Source organism: Vibrio aquimaris (assembly GCF_009363415.1).
GTDB classification, from domain to species: domain Bacteria; phylum Pseudomonadota; class Gammaproteobacteria; order Enterobacterales; family Vibrionaceae; genus Vibrio; species Vibrio aquimaris.
Map to the genome: position 1 here is coordinate 197571 of NZ_CP045351.1, position 23614 is coordinate 221184.

29 protein-coding genes are annotated in these 23614 nt (G+C 42.8%); 8 read left to right on the forward strand and 21 right to left on the reverse strand.

Annotated features, from left to right (window positions below; all coding sequences use genetic code 11):
• Positions 1–8: 8 nt before the first annotated feature.
• The 6 genes from FIV01_RS15470 to FIV01_RS15495 all read right to left on the reverse strand — a co-directional run bounded on the left by FIV01_RS15470 (position 9) and on the right by FIV01_RS15495 (position 2969).
• On the reverse strand, positions 9–818 hold the full coding sequence (locus FIV01_RS15470; protein WP_152431901.1) for a major capsid protein P2: 810 nt from the start codon (positions 816–818) through the stop codon (positions 9–11).
• 246 nt (positions 819–1064) lie between these two features.
• Positions 1065–1724 carry a P-loop NTPase family protein gene (locus tag FIV01_RS15475; RefSeq protein ID WP_152431902.1) on the reverse strand — a complete coding sequence of 220 codons (660 nt, stop codon included), beginning with the start codon at positions 1722–1724 and terminating at the stop codon, positions 1065–1067.
• Positions 1702–1941, reverse strand: coding sequence for a hypothetical protein (locus FIV01_RS15480; RefSeq protein WP_152431903.1), 240 nt, complete (start codon positions 1939–1941; stop codon positions 1702–1704). Before FIV01_RS15480 ends, FIV01_RS15475 begins: the two co-directional genes overlap by 23 nt.
• On the reverse strand, positions 1922–2413 hold the full coding sequence (locus FIV01_RS15485; RefSeq protein ID WP_152431904.1) for a hypothetical protein: 492 nt from the start codon (positions 2411–2413) through the stop codon (positions 1922–1924). Before FIV01_RS15485 ends, FIV01_RS15480 begins: the two co-directional genes overlap by 20 nt.
• The gene (locus FIV01_RS15490) at positions 2413–2790 is read right to left on the reverse strand and encodes a hypothetical protein (protein WP_152431905.1); all 378 of its coding nucleotides are present in this window, start codon (positions 2788–2790) and stop codon (positions 2413–2415) included. Before FIV01_RS15490 ends, FIV01_RS15485 begins: the two co-directional genes overlap by 1 nt.
• On the reverse strand, positions 2790–2969 hold the full coding sequence (locus tag FIV01_RS15495; RefSeq protein WP_152431906.1) for a hypothetical protein: 180 nt from the start codon (positions 2967–2969) through the stop codon (positions 2790–2792). Before FIV01_RS15495 ends, FIV01_RS15490 begins: the two co-directional genes overlap by 1 nt.
• A gap of 461 nt (positions 2970–3430) precedes the next feature.
• On the opposite strand from FIV01_RS15495, the gene FIV01_RS15500 reads away from it, so the two are divergent.
• Positions 3431–3973, forward strand: coding sequence for a hypothetical protein (locus tag FIV01_RS15500; protein ID WP_216649466.1), 543 nt, complete (start codon positions 3431–3433; stop codon positions 3971–3973).
• A gap of 19 nt (positions 3974–3992) precedes the next feature.
• On the opposite strand, the gene FIV01_RS15505 is transcribed toward FIV01_RS15500, so the two are convergent.
• The 4 genes from FIV01_RS15505 to FIV01_RS15520 form a co-directional block, all read right to left on the reverse strand.
• Positions 3993–4346, reverse strand: coding sequence for a type II toxin-antitoxin system YafO family toxin (locus FIV01_RS15505; RefSeq protein ID WP_172971860.1), 354 nt, complete (start codon positions 4344–4346; stop codon positions 3993–3995).
• Between the two features lie 14 nt (positions 4347–4360).
• On the reverse strand, positions 4361–4837 hold the full coding sequence (locus tag FIV01_RS15510) for a hypothetical protein (RefSeq protein ID WP_152431908.1): 477 nt from the start codon (positions 4835–4837) through the stop codon (positions 4361–4363).
• A gap of 552 nt (positions 4838–5389) precedes the next feature.
• On the reverse strand, positions 5390–6037 hold the full coding sequence (locus FIV01_RS15515; protein ID WP_152431909.1) for a hypothetical protein: 648 nt from the start codon (positions 6035–6037) through the stop codon (positions 5390–5392).
• Positions 6038–6040: 3 nt separating this feature from the next.
• Complete coding sequence (locus tag FIV01_RS15520) at positions 6041–6388, reverse strand: hypothetical protein (protein WP_152431910.1); 348 nt, start codon at positions 6386–6388, stop codon at positions 6041–6043.
• Positions 6389–6651: 263 nt separating this feature from the next.
• Here FIV01_RS15520 and FIV01_RS15525 point away from each other — a divergent pair, with 263 nt between their 5' ends.
• Positions 6652–6924, forward strand: a complete 273-nt coding sequence (locus FIV01_RS15525; protein ID WP_152431911.1) for a helix-turn-helix domain-containing protein — start codon at positions 6652–6654, stop codon at positions 6922–6924.
• Positions 6925–7189: 265 nt separating this feature from the next.
• Here FIV01_RS15525 and yciH read toward each other — a convergent pair whose 3' ends face one another.
• The 4 genes from yciH to FIV01_RS15545 form a co-directional block, all read right to left on the reverse strand.
• Positions 7190–7501, reverse strand: a complete 312-nt coding sequence (gene yciH / locus FIV01_RS15530) for a stress response translation initiation inhibitor YciH (RefSeq protein WP_152431912.1) — start codon at positions 7499–7501, stop codon at positions 7190–7192.
• Positions 7502–7507: 6 nt separating this feature from the next.
• Positions 7508–7885 carry a DUF3319 domain-containing protein gene (locus tag FIV01_RS15535; RefSeq protein WP_152431913.1) on the reverse strand — a complete coding sequence of 126 codons (378 nt, stop codon included), beginning with the start codon at positions 7883–7885 and terminating at the stop codon, positions 7508–7510.
• Between the two features lie 234 nt (positions 7886–8119).
• Positions 8120–9112, reverse strand: coding sequence for a D-alanine--D-alanine ligase (locus FIV01_RS15540; RefSeq protein ID WP_152431914.1), 993 nt, complete (start codon positions 9110–9112; stop codon positions 8120–8122).
• Positions 9113–9269: 157 nt separating this feature from the next.
• Complete coding sequence (locus FIV01_RS15545; protein WP_152431915.1) at positions 9270–9809, reverse strand: SPOR domain-containing protein; 540 nt, start codon at positions 9807–9809, stop codon at positions 9270–9272.
• Between the two features lie 220 nt (positions 9810–10029).
• On the opposite strand from FIV01_RS15545, the gene FIV01_RS15550 reads away from it, so the two are divergent.
• Positions 10030–12699, forward strand: a complete 2670-nt coding sequence (locus tag FIV01_RS15550; RefSeq protein ID WP_152431916.1) for a bifunctional acetate--CoA ligase family protein/GNAT family N-acetyltransferase — start codon at positions 10030–10032, stop codon at positions 12697–12699.
• A gap of 8 nt (positions 12700–12707) precedes the next feature.
• Here the strand turns inward: FIV01_RS15550 and FIV01_RS15555 are convergent, their stop codons facing one another.
• The gene (locus FIV01_RS15555) at positions 12708–13580 is read right to left on the reverse strand and encodes a LysR family transcriptional regulator (protein WP_415846749.1); all 873 of its coding nucleotides are present in this window, start codon (positions 13578–13580) and stop codon (positions 12708–12710) included.
• 277 nt (positions 13581–13857) lie between these two features.
• Between FIV01_RS15555 and FIV01_RS15560 the strand changes: the two genes are divergently transcribed.
• Positions 13858–15990: a TonB-dependent hemoglobin/transferrin/lactoferrin family receptor gene (locus FIV01_RS15560; RefSeq protein ID WP_152431918.1), complete on the forward strand. Its 2133-nt coding sequence runs from the start codon at positions 13858–13860 to the stop codon at positions 15988–15990.
• Positions 15991–16351: 361 nt separating this feature from the next.
• Here FIV01_RS15560 and FIV01_RS15565 read toward each other — a convergent pair whose 3' ends face one another.
• The 4 genes from FIV01_RS15565 to FIV01_RS15580 all read right to left on the reverse strand — a co-directional run bounded on the left by FIV01_RS15565 (position 16352) and on the right by FIV01_RS15580 (position 19068).
• Positions 16352–16603, reverse strand: a complete 252-nt coding sequence (locus tag FIV01_RS15565; RefSeq protein ID WP_152431919.1) for a hypothetical protein — start codon at positions 16601–16603, stop codon at positions 16352–16354.
• Positions 16587–18308 (reverse strand): SgrR family transcriptional regulator, encoded by a 1722-nt coding sequence (locus FIV01_RS15570; protein ID WP_152431920.1) that lies wholly within the window; start codon positions 18306–18308, stop codon positions 16587–16589. Before FIV01_RS15570 ends, FIV01_RS15565 begins: the two co-directional genes overlap by 17 nt.
• 76 nt (positions 18309–18384) lie before the next feature.
• Positions 18385–18618, reverse strand: coding sequence for a DUF3389 domain-containing protein (locus FIV01_RS15575; RefSeq protein ID WP_152431921.1), 234 nt, complete (start codon positions 18616–18618; stop codon positions 18385–18387).
• Positions 18619–19068, reverse strand: coding sequence for a hotdog fold thioesterase (locus FIV01_RS15580; RefSeq protein WP_152431922.1), 450 nt, complete (start codon positions 19066–19068; stop codon positions 18619–18621). It lies immediately after the preceding gene.
• 83 nt (positions 19069–19151) lie between these two features.
• Here FIV01_RS15580 and FIV01_RS15585 point away from each other — a divergent pair, with 83 nt between their 5' ends.
• Both FIV01_RS15585 and FIV01_RS15590 read left to right on the forward strand, forming a co-directional pair.
• Positions 19152–19940, forward strand: coding sequence for a M48 family metallopeptidase (locus tag FIV01_RS15585; RefSeq protein ID WP_152431923.1), 789 nt, complete (start codon positions 19152–19154; stop codon positions 19938–19940).
• 79 nt (positions 19941–20019) lie between these two features.
• Positions 20020–20577, forward strand: coding sequence for a PhnA domain-containing protein (locus FIV01_RS15590; protein WP_152431924.1), 558 nt, complete (start codon positions 20020–20022; stop codon positions 20575–20577).
• A 76-nt stretch (positions 20578–20653) separates the two neighbouring features.
• Here the strand turns inward: FIV01_RS15590 and FIV01_RS15595 are convergent, their stop codons facing one another.
• Positions 20654–20884: a hypothetical protein gene (locus FIV01_RS15595; protein WP_152431925.1), complete on the reverse strand. Its 231-nt coding sequence runs from the start codon at positions 20882–20884 to the stop codon at positions 20654–20656.
• Between the two features lie 574 nt (positions 20885–21458).
• Positions 21459–21980 (reverse strand): hypothetical protein, encoded by a 522-nt coding sequence (locus FIV01_RS15600; RefSeq protein ID WP_152431926.1) that lies wholly within the window; start codon positions 21978–21980, stop codon positions 21459–21461.
• A gap of 435 nt (positions 21981–22415) precedes the next feature.
• Between FIV01_RS15600 and FIV01_RS15605 the strand changes: the two genes are divergently transcribed.
• Positions 22416–22604 carry a hypothetical protein gene (locus FIV01_RS15605; protein ID WP_152431927.1) on the forward strand — a complete coding sequence of 63 codons (189 nt, stop codon included), beginning with the start codon at positions 22416–22418 and terminating at the stop codon, positions 22602–22604.
• A complete protein-coding gene (locus FIV01_RS15610; RefSeq protein WP_152431928.1) occupies positions 22605–23351 on the forward strand; it encodes a hypothetical protein in 747 nt (248 codons plus the stop codon).
• Positions 23352–23614: the final 263 nt, after the last annotated feature.

Consider the following 23614-nt stretch of genomic DNA (forward strand, 5'->3'; position numbering starts at 1 on the left):
GCTCCCCCTTACTGCTGAATGAGGTCAGGACGCACCACTTTGACGGATTCAACCAAGATTGGGATGGTGCCAACCGCTGAATCTGTTTTTACAGTGAGCTTTAACTCATTGCTGTGGTATGTGGGGAATAGCTCATCGAGATAGTAGCCACGCATAATGGGGTCAAAGTGAAACACACCCGTTTGCCAGAAACGGCGATTACGTTTAGCGCGCATGGTTTCCACCGCTCGCGTGGAGTCGTACAGCTTCACATAGTCTTTGTGAATTTCTAGGCCATTCACTTCACCGCTTAAAAAGTGCAGTCGGCGAACGTGCACGAGTGCACCACTTTTGAGGTCAAGAAATTCATTCTCTGTTGAGCCCGCTTGCATGGTCTGCTTTTGAATCATAGGCACCACAATGCGCGCTGGCTGAGCAGGGGAGACCGTCGCATGACCTTTCAATTGCACATCCGGTGCATCATCAGTGGGCTTATCTGCAATTTCCACCTCTAGCGTGATGTTGTCGCCTGTTTCCGTCACAAGGGCGGTATAGCGCATCCCGTTTTTGGTTTTGGCCGTAATGTCAGCCAGTGGAATATGATAAAACCCATCAATAGACGGCATGCCTTTGTAAGCCTCAAGAGTCTTCATAATCTCACCGTCTAGGATGATGATTTCATCAGCATTCAATGTGATAGAAACGCGCTTGATTTGCTCAGGTGTGAGGTTTGTTTCCAGAAAGATTTCTTCATACACTGGCCCCGTGGAAAGGGTCATGGTCGCTTTCTCGCCCCACTTAATGCCCGTAAAGGAGTTAAGTTTCATTACTGAATTCATATCAAAACCCCTTAACCAATTGTGTCTTCAACCGCATCAATGTTGTTTGATGCCCAGACGACGCCTGCCGCGACCATTGCCGCGATACCTGCGATGATGCCGATATTTTTCGCATCTAATTTCATGCTTTGCTCCAAATAAAAAACCGCCCAACATTGGACGGCTTCTACTTAAGCAAGGTATTCACAATCGATACCTAATAGTTATTGTGAATGGGTTGGCAATAAGTTTGATTTGGTTCACACATTACCAGCGAATTACCCCTTTTTCGTAGTGCTTACCGTCTTGCAGCAAGTACTCAAGCGGATTAAGTTTGTCTATCTCATCCGCGGGTATTCCGGTCATTTTTTCCAAATATTGAGCACTGGCTTTGGTCTTTTGCATCATCACACACGCACGCTGACAGTTATCGATGATGGTTTTCGATACCTCTTGCCCGCGCTGAAATAGATTGATGGTGTGCAAGTTAAACTTACGTCCTAAGCGCAACAGTTTGCCGTGATAGCCTGTCGCTTTTCCTGCATTTTCACTGTGCTCGGCGACTTCTTCACAGATGATTTTGAGCGCTTTTGCGTGCTTGCCGTTGCCCATCGCCCATACGACCTGACAAAATTTATCAAAGTCTTCCGGTGTGGTTTCAAAATTAGGCTGATAGGCAATCTTAAAGCCTTGCTTAGTCTTACGACCTGCAATTAATGCGGCGGCAAACTCTCTAATATCGCTGTAGCCACGGACCACGCGCCCCGCAAGCTTTCCAGTATAGTCACCCATTGGGTCAAAAATGGCGACTTGATCAGTCGCCTTGATAAAGAGTTTCTTAGCCGCGGACGTTTTGCCGCTGCCACTCATCCCAACCGCAAACACATGACCATTTTTAAGGGCATTATTCGGGTTGATGGGCTGCATTGATTGCCTCTCCTTTGATGGGCACAATGGCATTAGCATGACATTGCAGCATTACGCCCTTAGAAATAAGCGCTGCTGCCTCTTGTTCAGTTAATGGTTCGTCTCCACCTATCAATAAATCAAAATCTACTCTTTCACTATCATGAATCAACAACAGCATTTCAACACCTAGACAATTACAATGGTAAAATGAGGCGTTATTCTTGAGTAATAGCATGGCTTTGCTCCTCTTCATTTTCCATTTGTTCAACTTCTTTGGCTTTATCAAAGGCTTTAAGGGCTTTGATTTGCTGATATGAGCTAAAGCCAAGTGCACCTGTTGCGCCAATGAAAGCAATTTCCTCTTTATATTCGGCCAGCCAAGGGGGAAGCTCACCATTGTATTTCACAAACAAAGGGGCGGCCGCTTGCGCGACACCTTCCGCGCCGTCAGGGTCAAACTCAAACGCCTTATGCCCAAACATTTTAAGCCCTTGCTCAACCACACCCAGCACAACACTTGCGGTTTGTTTGCCTGCTTCAAGTGCTGCCGCTTGTTTGGGATCTTTGCGCTTAATAACGCTTTCGGGATCGAAGTCGTCGCCGTTAAGCTCGGCCAGTAGTGCTTTTTCGTCTAGCTCGCTGTGCTGCTCTAACTGCTCGATTTCTTCTACGTCCATTTGATTGTTTTCTAATACTTGCTCATTCATTACACCACCACCTTTAATACTTTAAACATGCCGCCTAATACAAAACCCGTTACCGCTCCAATGCCCACACACGCCGCCGTTCCGATTGGCTTTGATTGACTATCCGGTTGTGACTCATTCACAACAGGCGTTGGCTCTGATTGTGGTTCCGGTTTTGACTCTGGTTTGGGTTGGTTGAGCGCTTCGATTTCCGCTTGAATCTCTTCAAGAGTTTTAAAGCCTCTCATTTCTAGCTGTGCTGGCTTGCCTGTTCGATTATCTGGACCACATTCACAGCGGCCATAGACATAGTCTTTACGCTTGCCAGAGCCTTGAATAATGGCTTTTGGGGACATGCAAGTATGGCAAGTGATATAACCTAAGATTTCCTTTTCCATTATCCGCGCTCCTTTTCCAGTGCATTGAGACGACGATTAAAGGCCTTAAATAGCCAAACCGTTTTGGTTAACCAAGGCTTAACAAAGCCAAACCCCAAAGGGGGCTTATAGGCTTGTGATTCGGTGTCCATTTCGTTGAGCAAGCGTGCGGTTTCGCTTTGGAGTGTTTTCTGTTCCATGCAATCACCACTCAATCATGACTGATAACAGGCCGACAAAGGCCCAAGCGTAAACGATGAGATCAATCTTCTGTTTTTCCGTTTTGGGCGGCTGTTGACTGTTATTAGCCCAACAGCCCAAGAAAAACATTATGGCGAGGAGTAGGAGATAGACCCCTTTAGACACGTAGGGAGACAATACATCAGTGAACTCTATTGGTATTGATAGATAGAGACCGATGCTCAGTAGTGAAAGCGATAGGAGAAAGACAACTAATTTTTTATGTTGATAGTGCATATAGCTCGTTACCTTAACTGACGTTAATAGAAACAAGCCGAAGAAATTTACGAATCCGATAGCAATTATACTCATTTCATAGAAATAAGGCACTGGTTTTATATAAACCTTGAATGGTATCACCTATTCACAACTTGAAATTCGTTACAATATTCAAGTTGTCAAATTCGCTAAGGGAACCGAAATGAGCACATTATGCAAAGTGGTCTTGAGCAAGGACGTTAAAACCCTGCTTTCAGAATTCCAGAATCAGGTAGGGCTATTTAATGAAGGCTATCATTATCAAGATAATCCCGATGTCTCTAGCCGTATCGCTAAGTCATACATGGATAAGCACCCTGACTTTTGTTGTATAGAGGGATGGGGCACACCGCTTACCATATATAACGAATGCAATAACATGAAATCTGTAACAGATATCAAAGAGGTTGAACACTCTACAACCCCAATGAAGAAAAAAGAGCATCAATTAGCACTGTTTGATGATTTGGCGCTAGGCCACGGTGGTAAAAGGGCTGGGGCCGGACGAAAGAAGGCTAAAAAGCCAAGTAAGGTCGTCAGAGTCCCTGGAACAATCGCCGAAGATGTCGCTCAAATTGTAGAAATGTACAAGCGCCTAGATGCGAACTCTAAAGATCAATTTCATACCCACTTAGAGACGCTGAAGAACTCAACACGAAGCTTGAAAGGTGTAACAGGAATCAGAAAAGCTAATCAGTGTTCATAATAGCCGATAACACCGCCATTTAAAGCTGATTTCTGAACTCATCACCAAGCTTAATATAGTGGCTCATCAAATCCAATTGCTCAGATCGAGAGTGTGCGTCTGGGCTTAAAACGTCAATTATTAAAATTGAATCGGTATATAGACCAGTTGCGTATATCACCCAATCGTCGGAAGTACGATAGTATTGGTAGTTAATGTCATTAAAAGTGCCAATATGTATATGCATTAAGCCAGCAAATTGAGCATCTTTAGGCCGTTTTAATGGGGCGTCACGCCCGATGGTTGAAGGGAGCACTTTCTTCTGGAAGTACTGCTTTAGGTCTTTAACTAGCTGAGAGTTTGAGGGGGTAGTCCAGTCCGTGAAATTGGACAAAAACACTTTCCTTGTCATGCTTCTGTCCAGCCTCCAACATACTTTTTTACTGTGTTAGGGTTATCGCGCTTGAGGCTATCGAAAGAAGTAACGCGGCTAGAAGCGGAAGCCTGCTCTCTAAACTGACGTTCCAAACTTTGTAAAATTCTGCATCGTTCAACAACACGAGCGATTAAACGGCGGTAGTCATCTGGTAGCCCTAAGCCATGCTCAAACACCAAAGGCTGTAAATTATTAACCACTTTTTCGAATTCATGGAAATCTGCAAACATATCGTCAGATACGATTGACTCTTCATGGTCCATGATCAAGTCTATTTTTTCGTTGAGAATAACTTCCGTTGATTGTAGGACCATAAATAGGCCGTTTACCATCATGCTAAAGCCTTCTTCGACCCCACTATGAGATCTAGATTCTTGGCGACCCTGTACTAAAAAATTGACTGCACTAAACAAGCCACTAAAAGGGCTAGAAATATCTGTAGCGTGCATAATAACTCTCCTTAAAAGAGCTTATAACTTATTTACATCATACCACAAAAGTTATTAAGTATTACACTATAGGCTTTTTTAATGCCTAAAATCTCGCCCTTCACCTTGCCAGACCATCGCGAAGCGATAAGCGAAGGTCATACTAACCGCGTGTATGGTGTCAATCGACTGTGTTGGAGTGGTGCAGCTCTAAGGCTCCAGTCAGCTTGCTGACAAGAAGAGCCGCTTCCTTTTCAACATCCTTCAGGATGTATTCCCTAATATTCACTAACATCACTACTATTCGTTCTAGTCGAAGACTATGAAAAGTAGTCATTGGGACTGAGAAAAGGGAGTAAGAACGTAGACTATATCTAGGAGTAGTAAATACGCCATAAGCTGTGACAAAAGTCACATCATGATTCACAGGTAAGGTCATGATTTTGCTAAAAGTATTTTAAATACATTTGGAATGTATTATATTTGAGCTGTACTAATATTTTTAAGTTAAAATGATTGCGTCTATACAACGACAAAAGCCCCAGTTAAGGGGCTTTTTGCATTTTAGGCTTTCTAAATGGGGATAGGGGGTGTTGTAGGCGCTTGAGTTGGAGCGGCCTTGTTTGCTTGTGCACGCTCTTTACGACGGCGAGCAAGCAAAGTGATAGGCGTAAGGATGTATTTAACGGGACGCTTCCACTCTGTGGCACGTTTCTTTAGGTATTTACGGGCTTTGGCCTTGGCCTCTAAGCGGTTCTTGAGTATGCCTAAGTCAGCAAAGTACTTATCAGTCACTTTCTTGATAGATGCAAGCCCGCGCCATTTCTCTAGGTTGTCCTTGCCTGTGTAACGCTCACGAGGCTGAACCGATGTGATCCAACCTCTTTTCATCGCGTAGTCTTTACACTGCTTAACGCGCCAATTGGGCATGTTGAGTTCTTTTTCCACATAGCCCCAAGTGCGTAGCAAGAAACCGTCTTTTGTATCTACGCCGATCTTTCCAGTCGTCATGCACATTTCATTGACCAAGACATACATGAATCGAGCAACATCATTAATCATGCTTTCTTGGCTTGTACGCCCGTTCTCGGTCAGAAACGCGGTAGACGATGAGGGGTTATTAAGGATGCGAGTCATCAATGAATAATGCAAACGACAAAGAGGGCGCTCTTGGCGCTTTTTCTTTTGCTGTTCATTATGCACAAATGGATCGTAACTCATGGACTAAGCAGCCTTTGTTTCTGCTTCTAGAAGGTCAAGGCCAATATTAGCCTCAAGGAAAAACTGATTGATCTCTTCGATAGACTGCCAAGTGTAGACTATCCAGTTTGAGGGGTCGCTATACGACGGTCTATCGAGTTTTGGGCCGTCATTATAAAACCAAAACAAATCTGCTGAGTCACCATGTACGTCAAGTGAAATCGTGTGTGGTGTCGATGCGTTTAATTGAATAACACGAAGCAGAATTTTCTGACAATGTTCAGAGAATACATTTAATTTATCTTGGTTTGGTTGAGTAGGGCTTTCGCTTATGAGTGTCTCAAATGTGAGAGGTTGACGGGTAACTGACATAATCCTGATCCTATTTTGATTTATCTGGTCAATACTTAGGAGAAACGATGCCTTTTAATCAGATAGCCCCCGTAGCGCTTCGACTCACTTTGGGGGCTTTAAAAGGATCGTAAAGTCTCCCGACTTGACTTGTTCAAATATCACCGGTCTTCACAAAATCCACTTCAACTTGAACAAAACAGATTAAAGATCATTTAGATATTGTTGTACAGGGCTCACGTACACCTTGTTTTGTCATACACTTCACATTGGAGGTAAAAAACATGCTGACTACCTTAGATTTATTAAATCAACTATGTGAAGAAAAACAGATACATAGCACACGAGAAGTAGCTAAATACTTAGGTATAGGCCATACAACCGTGCAAAATTGGCGTAATGGAAAGACAATGAGTGACGATCTAGCCTGTGAAGTTGCAGTTATTTTAGGACTAGACCCAGATTTAACATTACTTGCTATATTGGCTGAGCGTTCTAAAAATGAACGTGTTGTTGAAGCAATTGAACGTGTGACAAGTATAAAAAAATCCGCTTGATTTTAGAGTAAAAAGTAAAGGTAACTATTTGAATTTGATGTAAAAGTTGCCTTTCTTTTTTACCCTTACCAGTGCGCATTACGTGCATTATGTTAAATAAAGTATCCAATACTAAAGAGTGCATCTGCACTCCTCGTCTCTCTGCTTACAACATGTCTATTGCATTCAACATAATCTATTTACCATAAAATAGCTAATATCTAACTTAAGCATCACAGATGAATAAGTTAGATATTAGCCTTGAAAATTTGTTTATTTGAAAGCCTTAACCGCCAGCAAGTTTCACTGTATGACCTTTCTTTTCAAGATGCGCTTTGATTTTATCTCTGGCATCACCTTGTATTTCGATGGTGCCATCTTTTACTGAACCACCACATCCACATACTTTCTTTAATTCGGCTGCTAAAAGTTTGAGTGGAGCATCTTCTAAATCTAGGCCTGTGATTATGCTTACGCCTTTACCCTTGCGACCTTTGGTTTGGCGCTGTATACGAACAATGCCATCACCTTTAGGGCGCTGAACCTTTTCCGGTTCTGACTGTATTCTGCCGACCTCTGTCGAATATACGAGACTCATAAATAACTATTTCTTCTGTTGTTGTTCTGCTTTCTGCTTGGCGATCAAGTATGCCTCGATATGCTTTTGCATGGCAAGCTTTCCGCCTTTAATTAATTTGCCATTAAAGAAACAGTACCACTCATTTGGATTACCATTGTCGTTCTTGAGTGTGTAACCATGGAAATCCTCTTGAACTGGACTTCCCTCAGTTTCTTTTTTGTTACCGAGAGATCCAAATTCTTTTGGATCAATGATATTTGCAGTGTCACAAAACCAATCAATGCTCTTTTTAACCGCAGGCATACTTCCAGATAAAGTATGATTCTTAATCTGAACTTGCCATACATCGGTAGAATTTCCAGCAGTTTTGAGGGTAAATCCTCGATATGTTGCAGCAGCCATAGTATTTTATCTTAGTAATCAGTTAATTTAATAATAATTGTATATCACTCTTATTCAAGTTTATCGGCAAAAGGTAAATTTACTGAAGTCCATCCCACAAAAATAAATCTAGTTAAATCATCACACTGCGATGATAATTTCAACGAAGATACACCGTAACTCTTTCAACACTATAGTGATTTACCAAATCTCATCATGTGAAAAGTATGACGTTTGCTATCCATATTGATTTCACTAAATAAGTGATGTTTCGACACAATCTTTAAGAAAGTCGATCACTGTAATGCCGGTGTGCTCTAACATTTTTGGAAACATTGAGATTGGAGTCATCCCCGGAAAGGTATTGACTTCATTAAGATAGACTTGTCCATCAGGTGTTAAAAAGAAGTCGATTCTGGATAGGTGACGAAGCTTCATTTGCTCAAACACTTTTCTCGACGATTTTTCAATAATGCTCAGTTGTTCCTCGCTCAAATCAGACGCTTCGACATCAGTAATAGATTGACTTGTTGAGCTATATTTCTCGTCATACGAATAGAAAGCATCTTGTGGCGCTTTTATTTCACCAGGAGGCGTAATGTGTAGTTTCCCTTTAAATTCAAATGCAGCGACCTCTAACTCTCGTGGTCTAACCGCTTTTTCAACTAAAACTTGGTCTGAATAGCCAAAGGCGCCATCAATCGCCGCTTTAAGTTGCCCTCTATCTGTGACCTTGTAACAACCTACAGAAGAACCTTGGCGAGCAGCTTTAACGAATACCTCACCCCACTTATCAAATGCTGCTAGGGTGTCTTCATAAGATTGAGGGCTGTTCTCAGACAAAAAAATGTATGGCGTATTGGGTATAGAGAGTGTGTCGTACCATAATTTTGAAGTGATTTTATTAAAGCAATTTGTGCTCGCTTCAGGACCACAGCCAAGATAAGGCAAACCAGCGAGTTCCAGCATTGATTGGATATCCCCTGTTTCACCTGGGTAGCCGTGAATACATGGCACGACAAAATCGACCTTAATAGCGCGATGTTCAAAATTCAGTGTGCCCTTATTGGTGTCTAGATACACTTTCTCATCGCTGCAAAACCAAGCTTCTTTCTTAATTTCAACTCTAATGACATCAAAGCTCTCAATGGACTCCAACTTGGCCTGAACATAGTCTGCAGAAACTAGTGATACTTCATGCTCCGCAGAGCCACCGCCACAAAGGAGTAAAATTGTTGTATTCGCCATGAGAAATTTTTCCGTGATATAACAGAGGTATTAAAAACCGATAGTAATCAAAAATCAGAAAAGATTCATTGATTTGCTTAAAGCATGTCATTGCTGACAATTCAAACGGTCAATTTTTATGCGTAAAAAAGGGGGCTAGTGCCCCCTTTGAGAATAATTAGTTAAGCTTGTTAAGTGTTGGATATTGGGATTTCTTAATCACATCAATACTTTTTACAAATGGTTTCATATCTTGCAGCTCATTAGGCAGCTTGGCGATGGCTTTTTTCGCATCCATTCGCGTCGCATAATCACCATAAAGGATGGTATACCACTTAGTACCATTCACTACTTTGTAGTTTTCCCAGATAGGCTCACCATTTTTTGGTAGCTTGCGTGCAAATTTATCCACTTTTGTTTGGGTACCCACGGCAACTACTTGAATGGTGAAGCCATATCGTGAGCTCATGGCTTTTTGCTTCTCTGTCGGTGCCACTATCGCAACTGCAGGCTTAGCCTTACTGTTCATAGGCTTAACTGTCATCGTCGCCTCTTCCATCATGCCGTTGCCCATGTCTTGTTCGGCCATCAGTGGTTCTTGCATTGCTGCCGTTTTATAATCTTCATGGTAACTTTCAGAAGATACATCAGTGACGTAGTCACTCGACACACAAGCTGACAGTATTAAGGGTAAGCTAACTATTGCGATTCTTTTCATGGGGATTCTTCACATGCCTTTTGTAGAAGTTACTGTAAATCATGCCGTTAGAAAGTCAGAGAATCAAGCTCACTTTCGAAATATTCCCCGCTACATTGTGATGTGATACACAAAGTCAGATGCGTGTCAGGTGATCAGCGTATAACAACACTTATTTCATTCTGGTTTCGTCGGATAGGTCCGTTAGACTGGTAGTAAAAATATTTTGTGAAGGTCTGCCATGAATAATCTTAGTGCCCTACTTAAACCTAAATCCATTGCCGTTGTAGGAGCTTCGATTAAACCGAGCAGCGCAGGTAATATAGTTATGACTAACCTTCTCCAAGCGGGTTTTGAAGGCGTCGTCATGCCTGTTACCCCGACACATCGCTCGGTATGTGGTGTATTAGCGTATCCTGACGTTTCTTCACTGCCAATCACGCCTGATGTCGCTATTTTATGTACTAATGCTTCTAGAAATGAAGCTCTCTTGCAGCAGCTTGTAGCTCGTCAAGTCAAACATGTTATCGTTCTGTCCGCCACTAGATTAACGAAAGAAAACAACATACTACTCAGTGATATCACGAAAGGAAGCGCAACACGACTGCTTGGCCCAAATAGTCTCGGTATTATCATGCCATGGGAGAAGATCAACGCTTCCTGTTCTCCCATCAATGCTAAACAAGGAAAAATTGCATTTGTTTCCCAATCAGCCGCCATGTGCACCACAATCTTGGATTGGGCCAACGATAAAAACATCGGCTTTTCAGCCATCATTTCTTTAGGCAATGCTTTGGATATGGATTTTGCAGACTTGCTCGATTATTTGAGCATGGACTCGAAAACCGAGGCGATACTTCTCTATGTGGACACGATAAAAAATGCCAGACGTTTTATGTCAGCAGCTCGAGCGGCTTCGCGAAATCGGCGCATCTTAGTGCTCAAAGGAGGTAAAACACAGGCTGGTCGCACCGCTGCGTATGCTCATACTGGCGGACTTGATAGCCTCGATATCATCTATGACTCGGCTATCCAGCGCTCAGGAATGCTGAGGGTTAATAATTCTCACGAATTGTTTGCTGCCGTTGAAACCTTGACGCATTCCATTCCGTTACGAGGCGAAAGACTCGCCATTATCTCTAATGGCGGTGGCCCTGCTATCATTGCGGTAGATACATTATTAATGAAGGGGGGTCAGTTAGCCTCCCCGCCACCAAGCCTTATCGATAAGCTTAGTGAAGTATTACCAGACAATTGGAGTCACAATAACCCCATAGATTTAATCGGTGATGCAGGACAAGATCGCTATATCAAATCCATCAATGCTGTCATGGATAGCGATTGCGCAGATGCAATCCTCATCATGCACAGTCCATCGGCGAGCACACACAATCAACAAACTGCCCAAGCGATTGTTGAAGCGATAAACAAGCACCCTCGCCGGCAACATTTCAATATACTGACTAATTGGTCGGGAGAGAATACAGTCAAATCCGCTCGCCAGATTTTCACCAATGCGGGCATCCCCACCTATCGAACCCCGGAAAGTGCTGTCATTGGTTTCATGCATTTAGTCGAGTACCGGCGAAATCAAAAACAGCTGATGGAAACCCCAACCAATGCTGAGCCCATGCATGTCAGTGAACTTACTGATGCCAAGCAGTGGATTGAGAATAAGTTACAGGATAATGTAAGCCTAGAGTTAGACACTCATCAGATTGGCACTTTTTTAAAGTTTTTCAACTTTAATGTGCTGCCAACTTGGCTCGCTTCTGATGCCAGTGAAGCTGTCCATATTTCAGAGCAGATTGGCTACCCTGTGGCGGTTAAACTGCGATCACCAGATATTGCACACAAGTCAGATATCCAAGGTGTCATGCTCAATTTGCGCAACCATCACGAGGTGGCAAGCGCTGCTGAAGCAATTTTAGATCGCGCAGAAGTCCATTACCCATCGGCAAACATACATGGGCTGTTGATCCAAGCAATGGCAAAACTCGCCGGCGGGGAAGAAATCCGTATTAAGGTAAAAACCGATCATACATTTGGCCCTGTTATTCTGCTTGGTCAAGGAGGGGCTGAATGGGATGAATCTATTGATGCGACCTGTGCCTTACCGCCACTAAACATGGCGCTGGCGAGGTACTTGGTTACTCGCGCCATCAAGGAAGGAAAGATCCGCCCTCAGCGATTACCCGTGCCTATGGATATTACTAAGCTTTCTGAATTATTGGTGCGAATATCCCAGATGATCGTTGATTGCCCGCAAGTTTATGAATTAGATATTCACCCGCTACTTGCTGCGGGAGATAAATTTACAGTGATTGATGCAGATATGACTCTTAAACAAAGTCAGGGAGAAGGCCAAAAACGCTTAGCAATTAGGCCATACCCAGTTGAGTACGAAGAAAGAGTCCAGCTTAAAGATGGTTCAGACATTATCATGCGCCCCATTCTTCCAGAAGATGAACCTAACCATGCACAGTTTGTGAGCAAGGTGTCTAAAGAAGACTTGTACAATCGATTTTTTAGTGATGTTGGCGAACTCAATCATGAAGCATTAGCTAATCTCACCCAAATTGATTACGATCGAGAAATGGCCTTCATTGCCATTGCCAACTCTGACTCAAACCCTGAAATTATTGGCGTGTCACGCGCGCTGCTTAATCCAGACAATACCGATGCTGAGTTTGCGATCTTAGTTCGCTCAGATCTTAAAGGAATGGGTCTTGGCAAACTGTTGCTACAAAAAATAATCGATTATTGTCGCCAAAAAGGCACTAAGCAAATTTCTGGTGTAACCATGCCAACCAACAGAGGCATGCTTATGTTGGCGCAAAACCTGGGCTTCGAATTAGATGTACAATTTGAGGATGGCACTGCTGACATGGTTTTAAAATTGAGCGAATAAGACGCGCTTTAGTTGTTATGGTTGTTCATGGGCCAATTTTTCTTAAGGTATTGGATACACCATGACTTGGCTTCACCCATTTGATTTCGCTTCCAAGCCAAAAGTATGTCAATCTTAAGATCATGGGTGTCTGCGATCTTTTTCAAACTTCCTTGCTGAATAAGAGGCTCAGCAACAGTTCGTGGAAGTGTTCCTATACCAAGCCCTGATTTGAGTGCCGACACTTTTGCTGCCAAATTAGACACGGTTAATGTTGGCTGTTTGTGTAAAATATTGACCGTCATCGCTGGTTGCTCTCTTGCTGAGTCTGCTATTGCGACAACGCGATATTTTGCTCTGGCTGCTTCATCAAGCACACCACTTCGTTTATGGACATAGTGCTCAGGCGACGCAACCCACACCATTGTCATTGAACCGATGGATTCCGCTTTTACATCTTGAGGGATACTCTCAGGCTTAGGGCAAACCAGCAGATCAGCGCGCCCTTGCTCTAACGACTCCCAGCAGCCGGCTAATATTTCTTCTTGTAAACGAATGCGGGTCGAACTGATGTTACCCAGCTCTTCCACCATAGGGAAAAAGTCCTCAACGGATAAAATGCCATCCAATGCGATGGTGATATCTAACTCCCAACCATTCGCGAGCACACTCGCATCATTAACTAGCTTTTCTGTCGCCGCCAAAATCATACGACCTCGTTCAAGAATAAGCTTCCCCGCTTCGGTAAAACGGGCTTTGTGCCCTGATCTGTCGAAGATGGTGATGTCCAAGTCTTGCTCTAGCTTTTGGATTTGGTAACTCAGAGACGATGGTGCCCTATCAAGCTCATTCGCTGCCGCTGCAAAGCTGCCTCGACGGTCAATAGCATCGAGAATGTGCATTGCTTCAAGAGTAATTGGATTTCTCACATTTATCACCACGATTAATTTTTAAGTTCAGACACAGATCAAGATCTCATTATTGGCCCAAACCAACTTTATTTAAAAATTAGAAAAATAATTCATATCTTACTGTATTTTAGATGATTTTTCATTTTTCTATAGCACAAAAACACAAAAAACAACCACAATAACTGAAATGATAACGATAGTAATTATCATTTAGATCCTATAGAGTTCAGTCCGCATCATTTTTAAGACGTACTTTAGGTAAATGCAAATGTATAACAAATCCTTTTTGTCAGCCTCTATACTTTTGGCCTGCTCATCAAATGTTTATGCGGATGACTATGCCCTCTTCGACGAAGTGGTTGTCACAGCCACACGTAATGAGCAACAACTTGAAGAAGTCGCTGGTTCGGTTTCTGTCGTTACCGACAAACAGATTGAAAAAACGCTCGCATCCAATGTAGACGATGTCCTCAAATACACTCCTGGTGTAGACGCTGTGTCTAACGGACGCATGGGGATCCAGCAAATTAATATTCGAGGAATGGAAGGTAACCGAGTTAACATTTTGGTTGATGGGGTTGCACAGCCCTATTTGTATGATCAAAGCTTCCAGTTTATCTCATCTGGCCGTCTTGCTTTAGACATTGATATGATCAAATCAGTTGAGGTTGTCAAAGGTTCTGCGTCCAGTTTATATGGCTCTGATGGCATTGGTGGTATCGTTGCGTTTCAAACTAAAGATCCCAGTGATTTCCTCAAAGAAGGCGAAACATTTGGTGGCCAGATTAAACTTGGATTTGCCTCGCGAAACGACGCTTTCAAAGAAAATGTTGTTCTAGCCAACCGCAGTGGAGACCTAGAGTCTATGGTTGCCTACACGCGCAGTGATTCAGGTCTTATTGAAAACTTCGCGAATGGTGATTATCAGAACAACTCCGTCAACGACTTGGATGCCAAAGCCGACAATTTGCTGGTCAAACTTCAGTATCAAGTTGATGATGCTAATCGCATTGAATTGATTGGTGAGATGATCAATCAAAACAGCACCGGAAATGCGGCGCATTCCTCATACACAAAATACACACTAGATGACACGACGGAAAGAGCCAAGCTAGGTGTAAAACATATTTGGGAGGGTACAAGCTTACTGGCAGACTCGATTGATAGTCAGGTAACGTGGCTTTCTCATAAACAAAACAATATTACCGACCGCCAAGGCACACCCTCTAGTGGCCCAGAGGACGAAATAAAAGACTATTCGTATGAAGATCAAGGGGTTCAAACTGATTTTGAGTTTAATAAGTATTTAGCGACAGACAATACGGAACATTTTGTCACCTACGGTATGGCCGCTTCTTATAAGGATATTAAAAATTCCAATAAAGAAATAGATCGCTTAAACAGCAATCAAACCTCGCTGAACTTTTATCAACCCGATGCAAAAGAAACTCGTGTTGGTTTGTTCTTGCAAGATCAAATATCCCTTTTGGATGATAAGCTTATTGTCACACCAGGATTGCGCTGGGATAGGTTTGAAACCAAACCAGACAATTCCACCGCTGGTAGCTCTAGTGACAATTATCAAACCAGTACAAGCTCTGCCTTAACCGCAAGACTTGGTACTGTTTACTCCATAACGGACAACTCTAAAGTCTTTGCCCAAATAAGCCAAGGCCATAGAGCGCCCACTTTTGAAGAGTTGTATTACACTTACTCTTCGGTAAACCCACACCATAGTTATACCAACCTAGCTAACCCTAACTTAGAGGCCGAAGACAGCGTCACTTATGAAACGGGTTATCGCTTCGCCAATAGCTACTCTAAGTCTGAAATTTCGGTGTTTTACAGTGACTATAGTGACTTTATTGATCGAGTGACGATTGATAGCAGTACTTATCAATACCAGAATATTGGCAAAGCAAACATTAAGGGAATCGAGTTCTCAAGCCGTGTTATGGTCAGTGATGTTTTTGAGCTGCCTGATGGGATATCAACCCGTTTTGCCGCCAGCTACACAGAAGGTGAAGATGGCGACAAACAGCCGCTCAACTCAGTAAACCCATGGAACGCGGTCACATCACTTGATTACGACTCGCCCAATGATACTTGGGGTAGCAGCATTGCGCTCAACTATTATGCTGAGAAAAAACTGTCAGATATAAACCTCAGTTCTGATATCCAAACACAAACGCCGGATCAAGTCGGTACTCCGAGTGCAACCGTGATAGATTTAACCGCCTACTATCGACCAATCAAAGATCTAACCTTGTCGGCAGGCTTGTTTAACTTAACGGATCGTAAATATTGGAAATGGAGTGATGTGAGAGGCGAAGACGCATTAGATGCAGACAACACTCAAGCAGGCCGCAACTGGGCCATCACTGCAAAATATGAATTCTAAAACAATTCTAACCCACTAAAAAAGCTCCCAGATGGGAGCTTTTTTCTTATATTCGTTCAAAGGACATCAAAAACGGTTGTGAACGAACCTACACTTATTTCGAACTTGCCATCTCTTTCTTGACCATTACAGCGGAAGCGACGATGAAAGCGATGATAAGACCTAGTTCCATTGAGAGTACCTATTTGGTTACAGTAAAGTGGAGTAAAATTTAGACAGCGCGATTCTATCACTTTTAAAAATCAATGATACCCCCCGAAATGACAATTTTATACTTTCTGTGGCTCACGCCGTAAAAAAGCCTGATTAGGCTGATTTTCACCATAGTATGTTAAATGACAGTAGTGGCTTATCCGTCTTTTTATTTAAAAATCACTTTACCACCGATCATTTTGAATGCGGGCGTGCCTCGTATCAAAGTATCGCGCGCAAATTCCCCGCCACATTGAGGGCAATGACAAGGTATAGAGGTAAAATCCGCCACGATTCGCTCTTTAAAGCATTTCACTAAGGCCCCTTTTCCACCTTTTCGGTACTTAAATAGCTCACAGCGACATTTGGCACAATAAATATCGACGGTTTTGGTCGGTTGCTTCTTATTCGGCTTCGCCATCTACTTGCACTCTTTCTACTAACTGCTCAGGTTTGAGCCATACCTGACTAAAATCAAACCAACCCAGCGCATTGCATTTGGCGTTTTGCAGCGCGCCGCATTGCTCTTTACCAATGCCTAGCCAACAGTGAAATATGGGTATGATTTGCATACGATCAACCAAAGATTTACCAATTTCTCGTGCCGGAAAGCGGCTATTTTCTTGCCCTTGCCATGTTTGCACTAACTCGAGCCAATCGTCGAAATCTTCAGGGTTACAAAACTGTTCAATATCACTGTAATTAAGCAGCCAACCTGCTAAACCATCGTCGCGATGAGTAGAAATTCCCATCGGCTTTAACCAAATATCCACTTGCTCGGGGTTGGGTAAAGAAACATCATACTTCACCAGTTCAACCTCAAGATTATCTTGCTTGAGAAGCGCTTCAACACTTGGGATTAAAACCGGAAATGTCGGATGTTGGCCGTGATAGGCGATCGTCACCTTGCGATAAGAAGGCGGAGAAGTATAGTGCCCTTGAGCGGTGTGATGATACCAGCCCGGCTTTAGGCCATGTGCAGGAAGAACGCCTAACTCAACCACCTTTTCTTGCGGTAGCTGATTGTAAAGATTTAAAGACCCTAGCCGCTGGCTAAAGTAATTTGCCCATTGATCGGATTTAGCCAGACCACTTCGACGATTAAGTAAGAAATAGGTACAGCCGGGGTCTAACTCGACATCTGTCGGCTTTTCAGTGGTTTGTTTTATGGTGTTTTCCATACTTGGAAATAAGATAGACCCATAAATATCATTAATGACGCACACTTCTACTCTGTCAATCAAAGGTCTAAACCCAAAATATCCATCAAAAGCTTGCAAAACAAGATGTGTTTTGGTGTTGCTGACGATTTTATATGGCCCAGTCCCCACCGGCATTTGATCGTAATCCGCAGACCTGCTGCTTTCAGGAAGCAAGATTTTGGCATCAGATTCAGACAGCATCAAAGGCAGATGATAATTTGGCTTATCGAGCAAAATATCCACCACATATCGGCTAGGACTCGTTACATCGCAAATATGCCGATAAAGAGGTTTACCTCTAAGTTCGTGTAGTGAGTCGACGACTATTTCAGTGGTCAGCTGCTCACCGTTATGAAAGCGCACGTTGGGCCTTAAATAAAAGCGCCAATGTGTGGGTGAAAGCATATCCCAGTTGTGGGCCAAATCTGGACTAAGCGATTCATTTTCATCCAAACGGGTCAAACCACTAAAAATTTGCCTTGCGATATGTTGCTCAGAGCGGCGTACTGGTTTGCGTGGATTGAGCATAGAGAGCGCTCGGTAATACGGAAGACGCAGCACTTGCTCGCCTTCTTGTTGCTGCACACCTAGATAGTTTTCGACTATTTGCGCCAGTTTAGCTGCGTCTTGATCTAAAGCATTGAGCGCTTGAGTGATCTTGCCTTCTTCCAGATATCGTCTGGCGAGGTTTTCACTCACATCGGTTCGGCTACGTTTAAAGTTGAGCTGCGAAAGCTTACCTCGGCCTGGCGAAGGGTGCCATTCAATCCACCCCTGCTCTTCCATTTTGTTTAATACAATCCGTGCATTACGCCTAGTGCAAAACAAAATATCCGTGATCTCTTCTAATTGAATACCACAATTTTGACCATTGTAGTGTTCAAACAAGGTTTCAAATTGAACGCGTAGTCTAGGACTGCTCATAAAGAGGAAATCTCAATCAAAGTGAACTCTGTTAAGTTTCCTTATTTATGAGCAATTAGGCAAGCTTAGGATAAGGTTATTGAAGCTTTAGCCCCATTTGTTCAGCAATCAGACTGAGCTGCGCCTCGTCATCAAGCTTGATCGACCATTTATTTTCCGCGCCGTGAGCGGCTATTACATTGGCACCTCGGCCAATCAGCTGCAACGCATCGGTTTGAGCTTGCAGAGTGATCATATGCTCAGATGCTAGTTTAATGACTAGCTCATGAGGGGTAACAATGATTTTACCCGCCGAGAAATCAATCACCATCTAACTTTCCTTAAACGAATGCTTGGCATTACGCTTCTTTTTTACCGCGATGGTTAAGCGACTGGTGCACACTAACCGTTCTCTGTCATCACGAATATCGATTTGCCACACTTGGGTCGAGATCCCTAAATGCACAGGCTCAGCTCGACCGGTAACTTTGCCCTCTCGCATTGAACGCACATGATTGGCGTTGATGTCTAGCCCAACGCAATAGGAGTTTTTGCTGACGCACATGTTGGCCGCTATCGAACCCAGCGTTTCGGCAAGCGCTACAGATGCTCCGCCATGTAACATACCAAAGGGTTGATGGGTAAAATGGCAAACAGGCATGGTCGCTTCGATGAAGTTATCACCAAATCGGGTATACACTATGCCTAAATGACGCATTAAGGTGTTTTCTGAGGTCGCATTTAAGCCATCGAGATCAAACGATTGTTTCCAGATTGTCATACAAGTTCTCTCATGATTCATTACACAGCATTTTAGTCAAATGATATGATTAAAGGAATAATAACAATCATACCGAATAACTTATGTATAATTCATTGAAACGCCTCACTTTATTGAGTGCAATCGGCTTGATGGCGTGCAGCTCATCACCAACAGGTCGTCAGCAATTGCTGCTTTTTTCAGATCAAGACATGAGTACGCTTGGCGCCCAATCCTTTGAACAAATGAAGCAAGATCAAAAAATCAGCACAAATCATAAAACCAATGCCTATGTGCAGTGTGTCGCCAAGGCGGTTACTTCGCATTTACCTGCTCAGGCTGGGTTTAAAGATTGGGAAGTGGTGGTATTTGATAGTGAACAGGTCAACGCTTTCGCCCTACCCGGTGGCAAGATTGGTGTTTATACTGGCCTACTTGATGTGGCGAAAAACCAAGACCAGTTGGCCACCGTCATTGGCCATGAAATTGCTCACGTGTTGGCCGATCACAGTAATGAGCGCCTATCACAATCACAACTTACTAATGCAGGGTTACAAATTACCAGTGCTGCACTTGGTTCCTCGCAATACGCCCAGTACCAAAGTGCGACCATGGCTGCCTTGGGGCTTGGCATTCAATATGGTGTGCTGCTGCCTTATGGCAGAACTCAAGAATCTGAGGCTGATTTAGTCGGCCTAGAACTGATGGCAAAAGCAGGTTTTGATCCTACACAAAGTGTTGAGCTTTGGAAAAATATGGCCAAAGCCTCTGGGGGCAGCCAGCCGCCCGAGCTGCTATCAACTCACCCATCGCACAGCACGCGCATTCAAGATTTGTCAGCGAAAATAGCGTCTTTACCCAATTACAACATTAAACGGCCTAACTGCTTATAATGAGCATAGGCCTTTATTTTCTAGCCATAACATGGATAATAATGCCCTTCATTAATTACCTCTACTATGTGAGCCTATTATGTCTTCAGAAGCGACCATGTTGGAACGCTGCCAATCAAAATGCGAACTATGCGGCAGTGACACCCCTCTTACCGCTTATCCAGTTCCGCCGCACAGCCATGTTACCGTTGATCAAGCGTTAATGGCGTGTGAAAAATGCCTTGGCGAAATAGACAGCCCTGAAGACATCAACCACTGGCGCTGTCTAAATGACAGCATGTGGAGTCAAGTCCCTGCCGTTCAAGTCACCGTTTGGCGACAACTGACTCGCTTAAATAGTGAAAGCTGGGCGCAAGATGCACTAGACATGATGTACATGGAAGAAGAAACCATGAACTGGGCCATGCAAGGTATGTCAGACGATGATAAGCCGCTTGATTGTAATGGTGTAGAACTGAAAAAAGGTGACGACGTAACGGTAATTAAAGATCTCCCTGTTCGCGGCACCAACCAAGTGATTAAACAAGGCACTGTGATTCGCGGCATCAGCATTGGCGATGATCCAAAGCTAGTTTCAGGCAAAGCCAACGGCGGCCAGTCTATGTACGTTATCGCAGAGTTCTGCCGTAAGAAGTAGTCACAGGTTACTTTCGAGAGATAAAACAAAGGCGCTCAATAAGCGCCTTTGTTGTTTAGGCTATTCGAATCATGTACTAGCCGATTAACCCAAAAGAAGCTACCAAACTTTGCAGTGAAGACATAAGCTCTGTATTCAAATTGGTTGAAATAAAACTGACAACCTGCGCTTTATCATCGGCAAATAAAGATAAAGCCTGATCATAACCAGCGCCTAGCCCTTCAACCCCTTCATTAATTATGTTATTAATCCCCCGACAATCTGGATGATATGGGTATACCTTACAATCAACTTCGCTTGCAATCATAACAAAACCCCTTCAAATCTATTTAAAAACAATACAGTGCTGATATTTCGCCATACTAACTAATTGCTTTTCTATATCAAATAATTCCAAAGTTCTTTGGTCAAAGTTAGATGGCCAGCACAGAAAAGGGGAATTATCGTGCTAGAGGGGTTGGGTTTGGTGAGTGGGTTACGATGCCCTGTGATCATAGTCGGTGATTAAAGTGTCTGTCCTTATTGCTACCATACATATAGGGCATAACTTAGACCGCTCCTGTAATTCAATCTCCTCGATCAACACACTGATAAAATTCAATTCAACCTCCAGACAATTATTTGTCACTTTAGTTTGTCATACCCTTATGTATTGGTAGCTTTCACATATGGAATATTAGTTCACCGATTTTAACCGATTCTCTCAAAATACTAGTGATATTACTTAAATCAAAGTATTGAAAATTACCCTTATAGATCGGCTTTTTAGATGCTATTTACTAAAATAAGCATATCGACCGTCAGAACTATACGCTTACCTAATTGCGATTAGTGTCACTATCATTATTAGGTAACATATATTTGCTCAGCCGGCCACAGAGTCACTCTACTACGTTGGATTGTTGGTTTCTTGGCAAAATATGAGTTTTACGCTTAAAGGCGTAGCTAAACCCACAGCCATATAAAAATACGATGAATGCAAAGAATACAGAAAGCATCGCAAAACTTTTAGCATTTGTCGCGGACGTTGGGTGTATATGTGAGAACAAAGATATGGCGAGCATAGCACCCGTAGCAGCTGAACCGAAAACATATATAGTTTTGGGCATTTCACAAAGGATTTCTCTTACATACTGTTCGACATACTTGTTATCGAAAATCCAACCGAGGGCAGAAAACAGACCAATCACAACGAGAATAGCCAGAAACGTGAGACCCAATTCAGTGAGAGTGCCATCGTTGATCTTTTGCGCCGAAAATGACAGTAGTTTTTCTTTGTTGTGTAAAAAATTCGATGTAAAAACCGCAACCATAAAGAATACTGTAATCTGGGATAAAAAAATTATGAGTTCGCTAAAAACAAATTCCACTACCGTTTGTTTGTGTTGGTCTACTTTTTCCAAAACCTGTACTCCGTTTCCTTTTGGGTTTAAACCGACAAGCTAAATCTTTTCGAGCCTATGCTTTTGCCGAGCGAACATAGTGGTATGCATCATACTTATATCTTTGTGCTTTTATATCTTACAGTAATTGAGCAGCAGTACTTATTTTACTCGATGTTATTGTATATAAAAACAGGTGTAATTATACACATGAAAAAATGTGAATCAATACTCATATTCATTGTTTGGTTTGCCTAATGTGCATATCCTTGATTAAAGTGTCTGCCCTTATTGCTATCCTTAAATTAGGATAATAAAGTTACTTAGCCATTAGCTTAGTGTCCAATTTTGCAAGTACAGAACAGTTTCATTGCTACGCAATTTTGATAAGGCATTAAAGCTGAAGGTTGACCCAAACCTTAGTCCACTCTAATATGGAATAAAAGGAGGTGACTAATGAAAGCGTTAATGGGCAAACTCGCAAGTCATATCAGGCGAGATACCAAAGGGCGAGAGGAACTGCGAAAGGTAATTACAAGCCAACTGGACAATCAAGAAATTACATTATCCGACGGAACGACATATATCATTTCCAGAACCAACCCAAATACATCTGATAGCAGCCAACACGCAGAGCCGGCATAAATGAATATTGCATTGTCGGCTTTTTTCATTCTACTTCTCATTCTCCCGGGCTACATCTATCTCAATGCTTATGAGCGTCGAGAAAACAACACACTAGAGAAGAAACCCTTTGAAGCGTCATCTGCGACCGCCATTGTGTGCGCATTTGTTATTCAGTTCATCTACGCAGGTATAGTACATAGCCTCTTAAACCCCATCGATTTCGCTCTTTGCTTGAAAATACTATCCGGTACCAAGCTCACAAGTGATGAAGTGTCGCAGTTAACCCCTGACATCTGGATTGTTGGCATCTACTTCATTGTCCTGTTCTATGCATCGCATGGAGCTGGTAAATTGATGCAATCCCAAGTCTTTAAATATAACCCCTACAAAGACTCAAAGTTCGCATTTGACACGCCTTGGTATTACGAGTTGAAAGGCTTCTTGAGTCGAGAAAAAGATGCTCAGTTCATTAAGATATCCGCAACCCAAGATACCAGTGAAGGCACTTACCTCTACTATGGGATGCTGCAAGATTTCTACTTAACCAAAGATGGTCAGCTTGATCGTTTGGTTATCTCTGAAGCTACTCGTCGTCACATCAAAGACGATGAGACGCCAGTGAACGTTGCCGAAACCTCAGATAATCGATTTTACGAGATTAAAGGCGATAGACTTATAATCAAGTATGAGAACATCATTAACCTTAACGTCGAGTACTACTACATCACACAAAAGAGCAAATGCACAATAAAAGAATATGACTGAGCTTTTACTCTGAACGATAAAGGGGCAAAAACAAACATATAAAGTCCCAACCCCACACTGCAAACCTCATCACAAAACCACAAATTTCTGCCGAGGGTGGAAACCGTCACTTTCACTAGCCTTACGGTCTCCTTAAATGCCATTCTAAGCAAATATACTATTGAGTTGGTTACTTTATCAGCCTCTTTTATCGTTCACCGAGTGGTTTAGCGCAGTGATGATTTCCACATAACTTATTACAATTCAGCCATTTAATATGCATG

Excerpts from the sequence above, each read along its gene's own strand:
- FIV01_RS15470 (WP_152431901.1), bottom strand. The coding sequence starts at position 818 with ATGAATTCAGTAATGAAACTTAACTCCTTTACGGGCATTAAGTGGGGC.
- FIV01_RS15475 (WP_152431902.1), bottom strand. The coding sequence starts at position 1,724 with ATGCAGCCCATCAACCCGAATAATGCCCTTAAAAATGGTCATGTGTTT.
- FIV01_RS15480 (WP_152431903.1), bottom strand. The coding sequence starts at position 1,941 with ATGCTATTACTCAAGAATAACGCCTCATTTTACCATTGTAATTGTCTA.
- FIV01_RS15485 (WP_152431904.1), bottom strand. The coding sequence starts at position 2,413 with ATGAATGAGCAAGTATTAGAAAACAATCAAATGGACGTAGAAGAAATC.
- FIV01_RS15490 (WP_152431905.1), bottom strand. The coding sequence starts at position 2,790 with ATGGAAAAGGAAATCTTAGGTTATATCACTTGCCATACTTGCATGTCC.
- FIV01_RS15495 (WP_152431906.1), bottom strand. The coding sequence starts at position 2,969 with ATGGAACAGAAAACACTCCAAAGCGAAACCGCACGCTTGCTCAACGAA.
- FIV01_RS15500 (WP_216649466.1), top strand. The coding sequence starts at position 3,431 with ATGAGCACATTATGCAAAGTGGTCTTGAGCAAGGACGTTAAAACCCTG.
- FIV01_RS15510 (WP_152431908.1), bottom strand. The coding sequence starts at position 4,837 with ATGCACGCTACAGATATTTCTAGCCCTTTTAGTGGCTTGTTTAGTGCA.
- FIV01_RS15515 (WP_152431909.1), bottom strand. The coding sequence starts at position 6,037 with ATGAGTTACGATCCATTTGTGCATAATGAACAGCAAAAGAAAAAGCGC.
- FIV01_RS15520 (WP_152431910.1), bottom strand. The coding sequence starts at position 6,388 with ATGTCAGTTACCCGTCAACCTCTCACATTTGAGACACTCATAAGCGAA.
- FIV01_RS15525 (WP_152431911.1), top strand. The coding sequence starts at position 6,652 with ATGCTGACTACCTTAGATTTATTAAATCAACTATGTGAAGAAAAACAG.
- yciH (WP_152431912.1), bottom strand. The coding sequence starts at position 7,501 with ATGAGTCTCGTATATTCGACAGAGGTCGGCAGAATACAGTCAGAACCG.
- FIV01_RS15535 (WP_152431913.1), bottom strand. The coding sequence starts at position 7,885 with ATGGCTGCTGCAACATATCGAGGATTTACCCTCAAAACTGCTGGAAAT.
- FIV01_RS15540 (WP_152431914.1), bottom strand. The coding sequence starts at position 9,112 with ATGGCGAATACAACAATTTTACTCCTTTGTGGCGGTGGCTCTGCGGAG.
- FIV01_RS15545 (WP_152431915.1), bottom strand. The coding sequence starts at position 9,809 with ATGAAAAGAATCGCAATAGTTAGCTTACCCTTAATACTGTCAGCTTGT.
- FIV01_RS15550 (WP_152431916.1), top strand. The coding sequence starts at position 10,030 with ATGAATAATCTTAGTGCCCTACTTAAACCTAAATCCATTGCCGTTGTA.
- FIV01_RS15555 (WP_415846749.1), bottom strand. The coding sequence starts at position 13,580 with ATGCACATTCTCGATGCTATTGACCGTCGAGGCAGCTTTGCAGCGGCA.
- FIV01_RS15560 (WP_152431918.1), top strand. The coding sequence starts at position 13,858 with ATGTATAACAAATCCTTTTTGTCAGCCTCTATACTTTTGGCCTGCTCA.
- FIV01_RS15565 (WP_152431919.1), bottom strand. The coding sequence starts at position 16,603 with ATGGCGAAGCCGAATAAGAAGCAACCGACCAAAACCGTCGATATTTAT.
- FIV01_RS15570 (WP_152431920.1), bottom strand. The coding sequence starts at position 18,308 with ATGAGCAGTCCTAGACTACGCGTTCAATTTGAAACCTTGTTTGAACAC.
- FIV01_RS15575 (WP_152431921.1), bottom strand. The coding sequence starts at position 18,618 with ATGGTGATTGATTTCTCGGCGGGTAAAATCATTGTTACCCCTCATGAG.
- FIV01_RS15580 (WP_152431922.1), bottom strand. The coding sequence starts at position 19,068 with ATGACAATCTGGAAACAATCGTTTGATCTCGATGGCTTAAATGCGACC.
- FIV01_RS15585 (WP_152431923.1), top strand. The coding sequence starts at position 19,152 with ATGTATAATTCATTGAAACGCCTCACTTTATTGAGTGCAATCGGCTTG.
- FIV01_RS15590 (WP_152431924.1), top strand. The coding sequence starts at position 20,020 with ATGTCTTCAGAAGCGACCATGTTGGAACGCTGCCAATCAAAATGCGAA.
- FIV01_RS15595 (WP_152431925.1), bottom strand. The coding sequence starts at position 20,884 with ATGATTGCAAGCGAAGTTGATTGTAAGGTATACCCATATCATCCAGAT.
- FIV01_RS15605 (WP_152431927.1), top strand. The coding sequence starts at position 22,416 with ATGAAAGCGTTAATGGGCAAACTCGCAAGTCATATCAGGCGAGATACC.
- FIV01_RS15610 (WP_152431928.1), top strand. The coding sequence starts at position 22,605 with ATGAATATTGCATTGTCGGCTTTTTTCATTCTACTTCTCATTCTCCCG.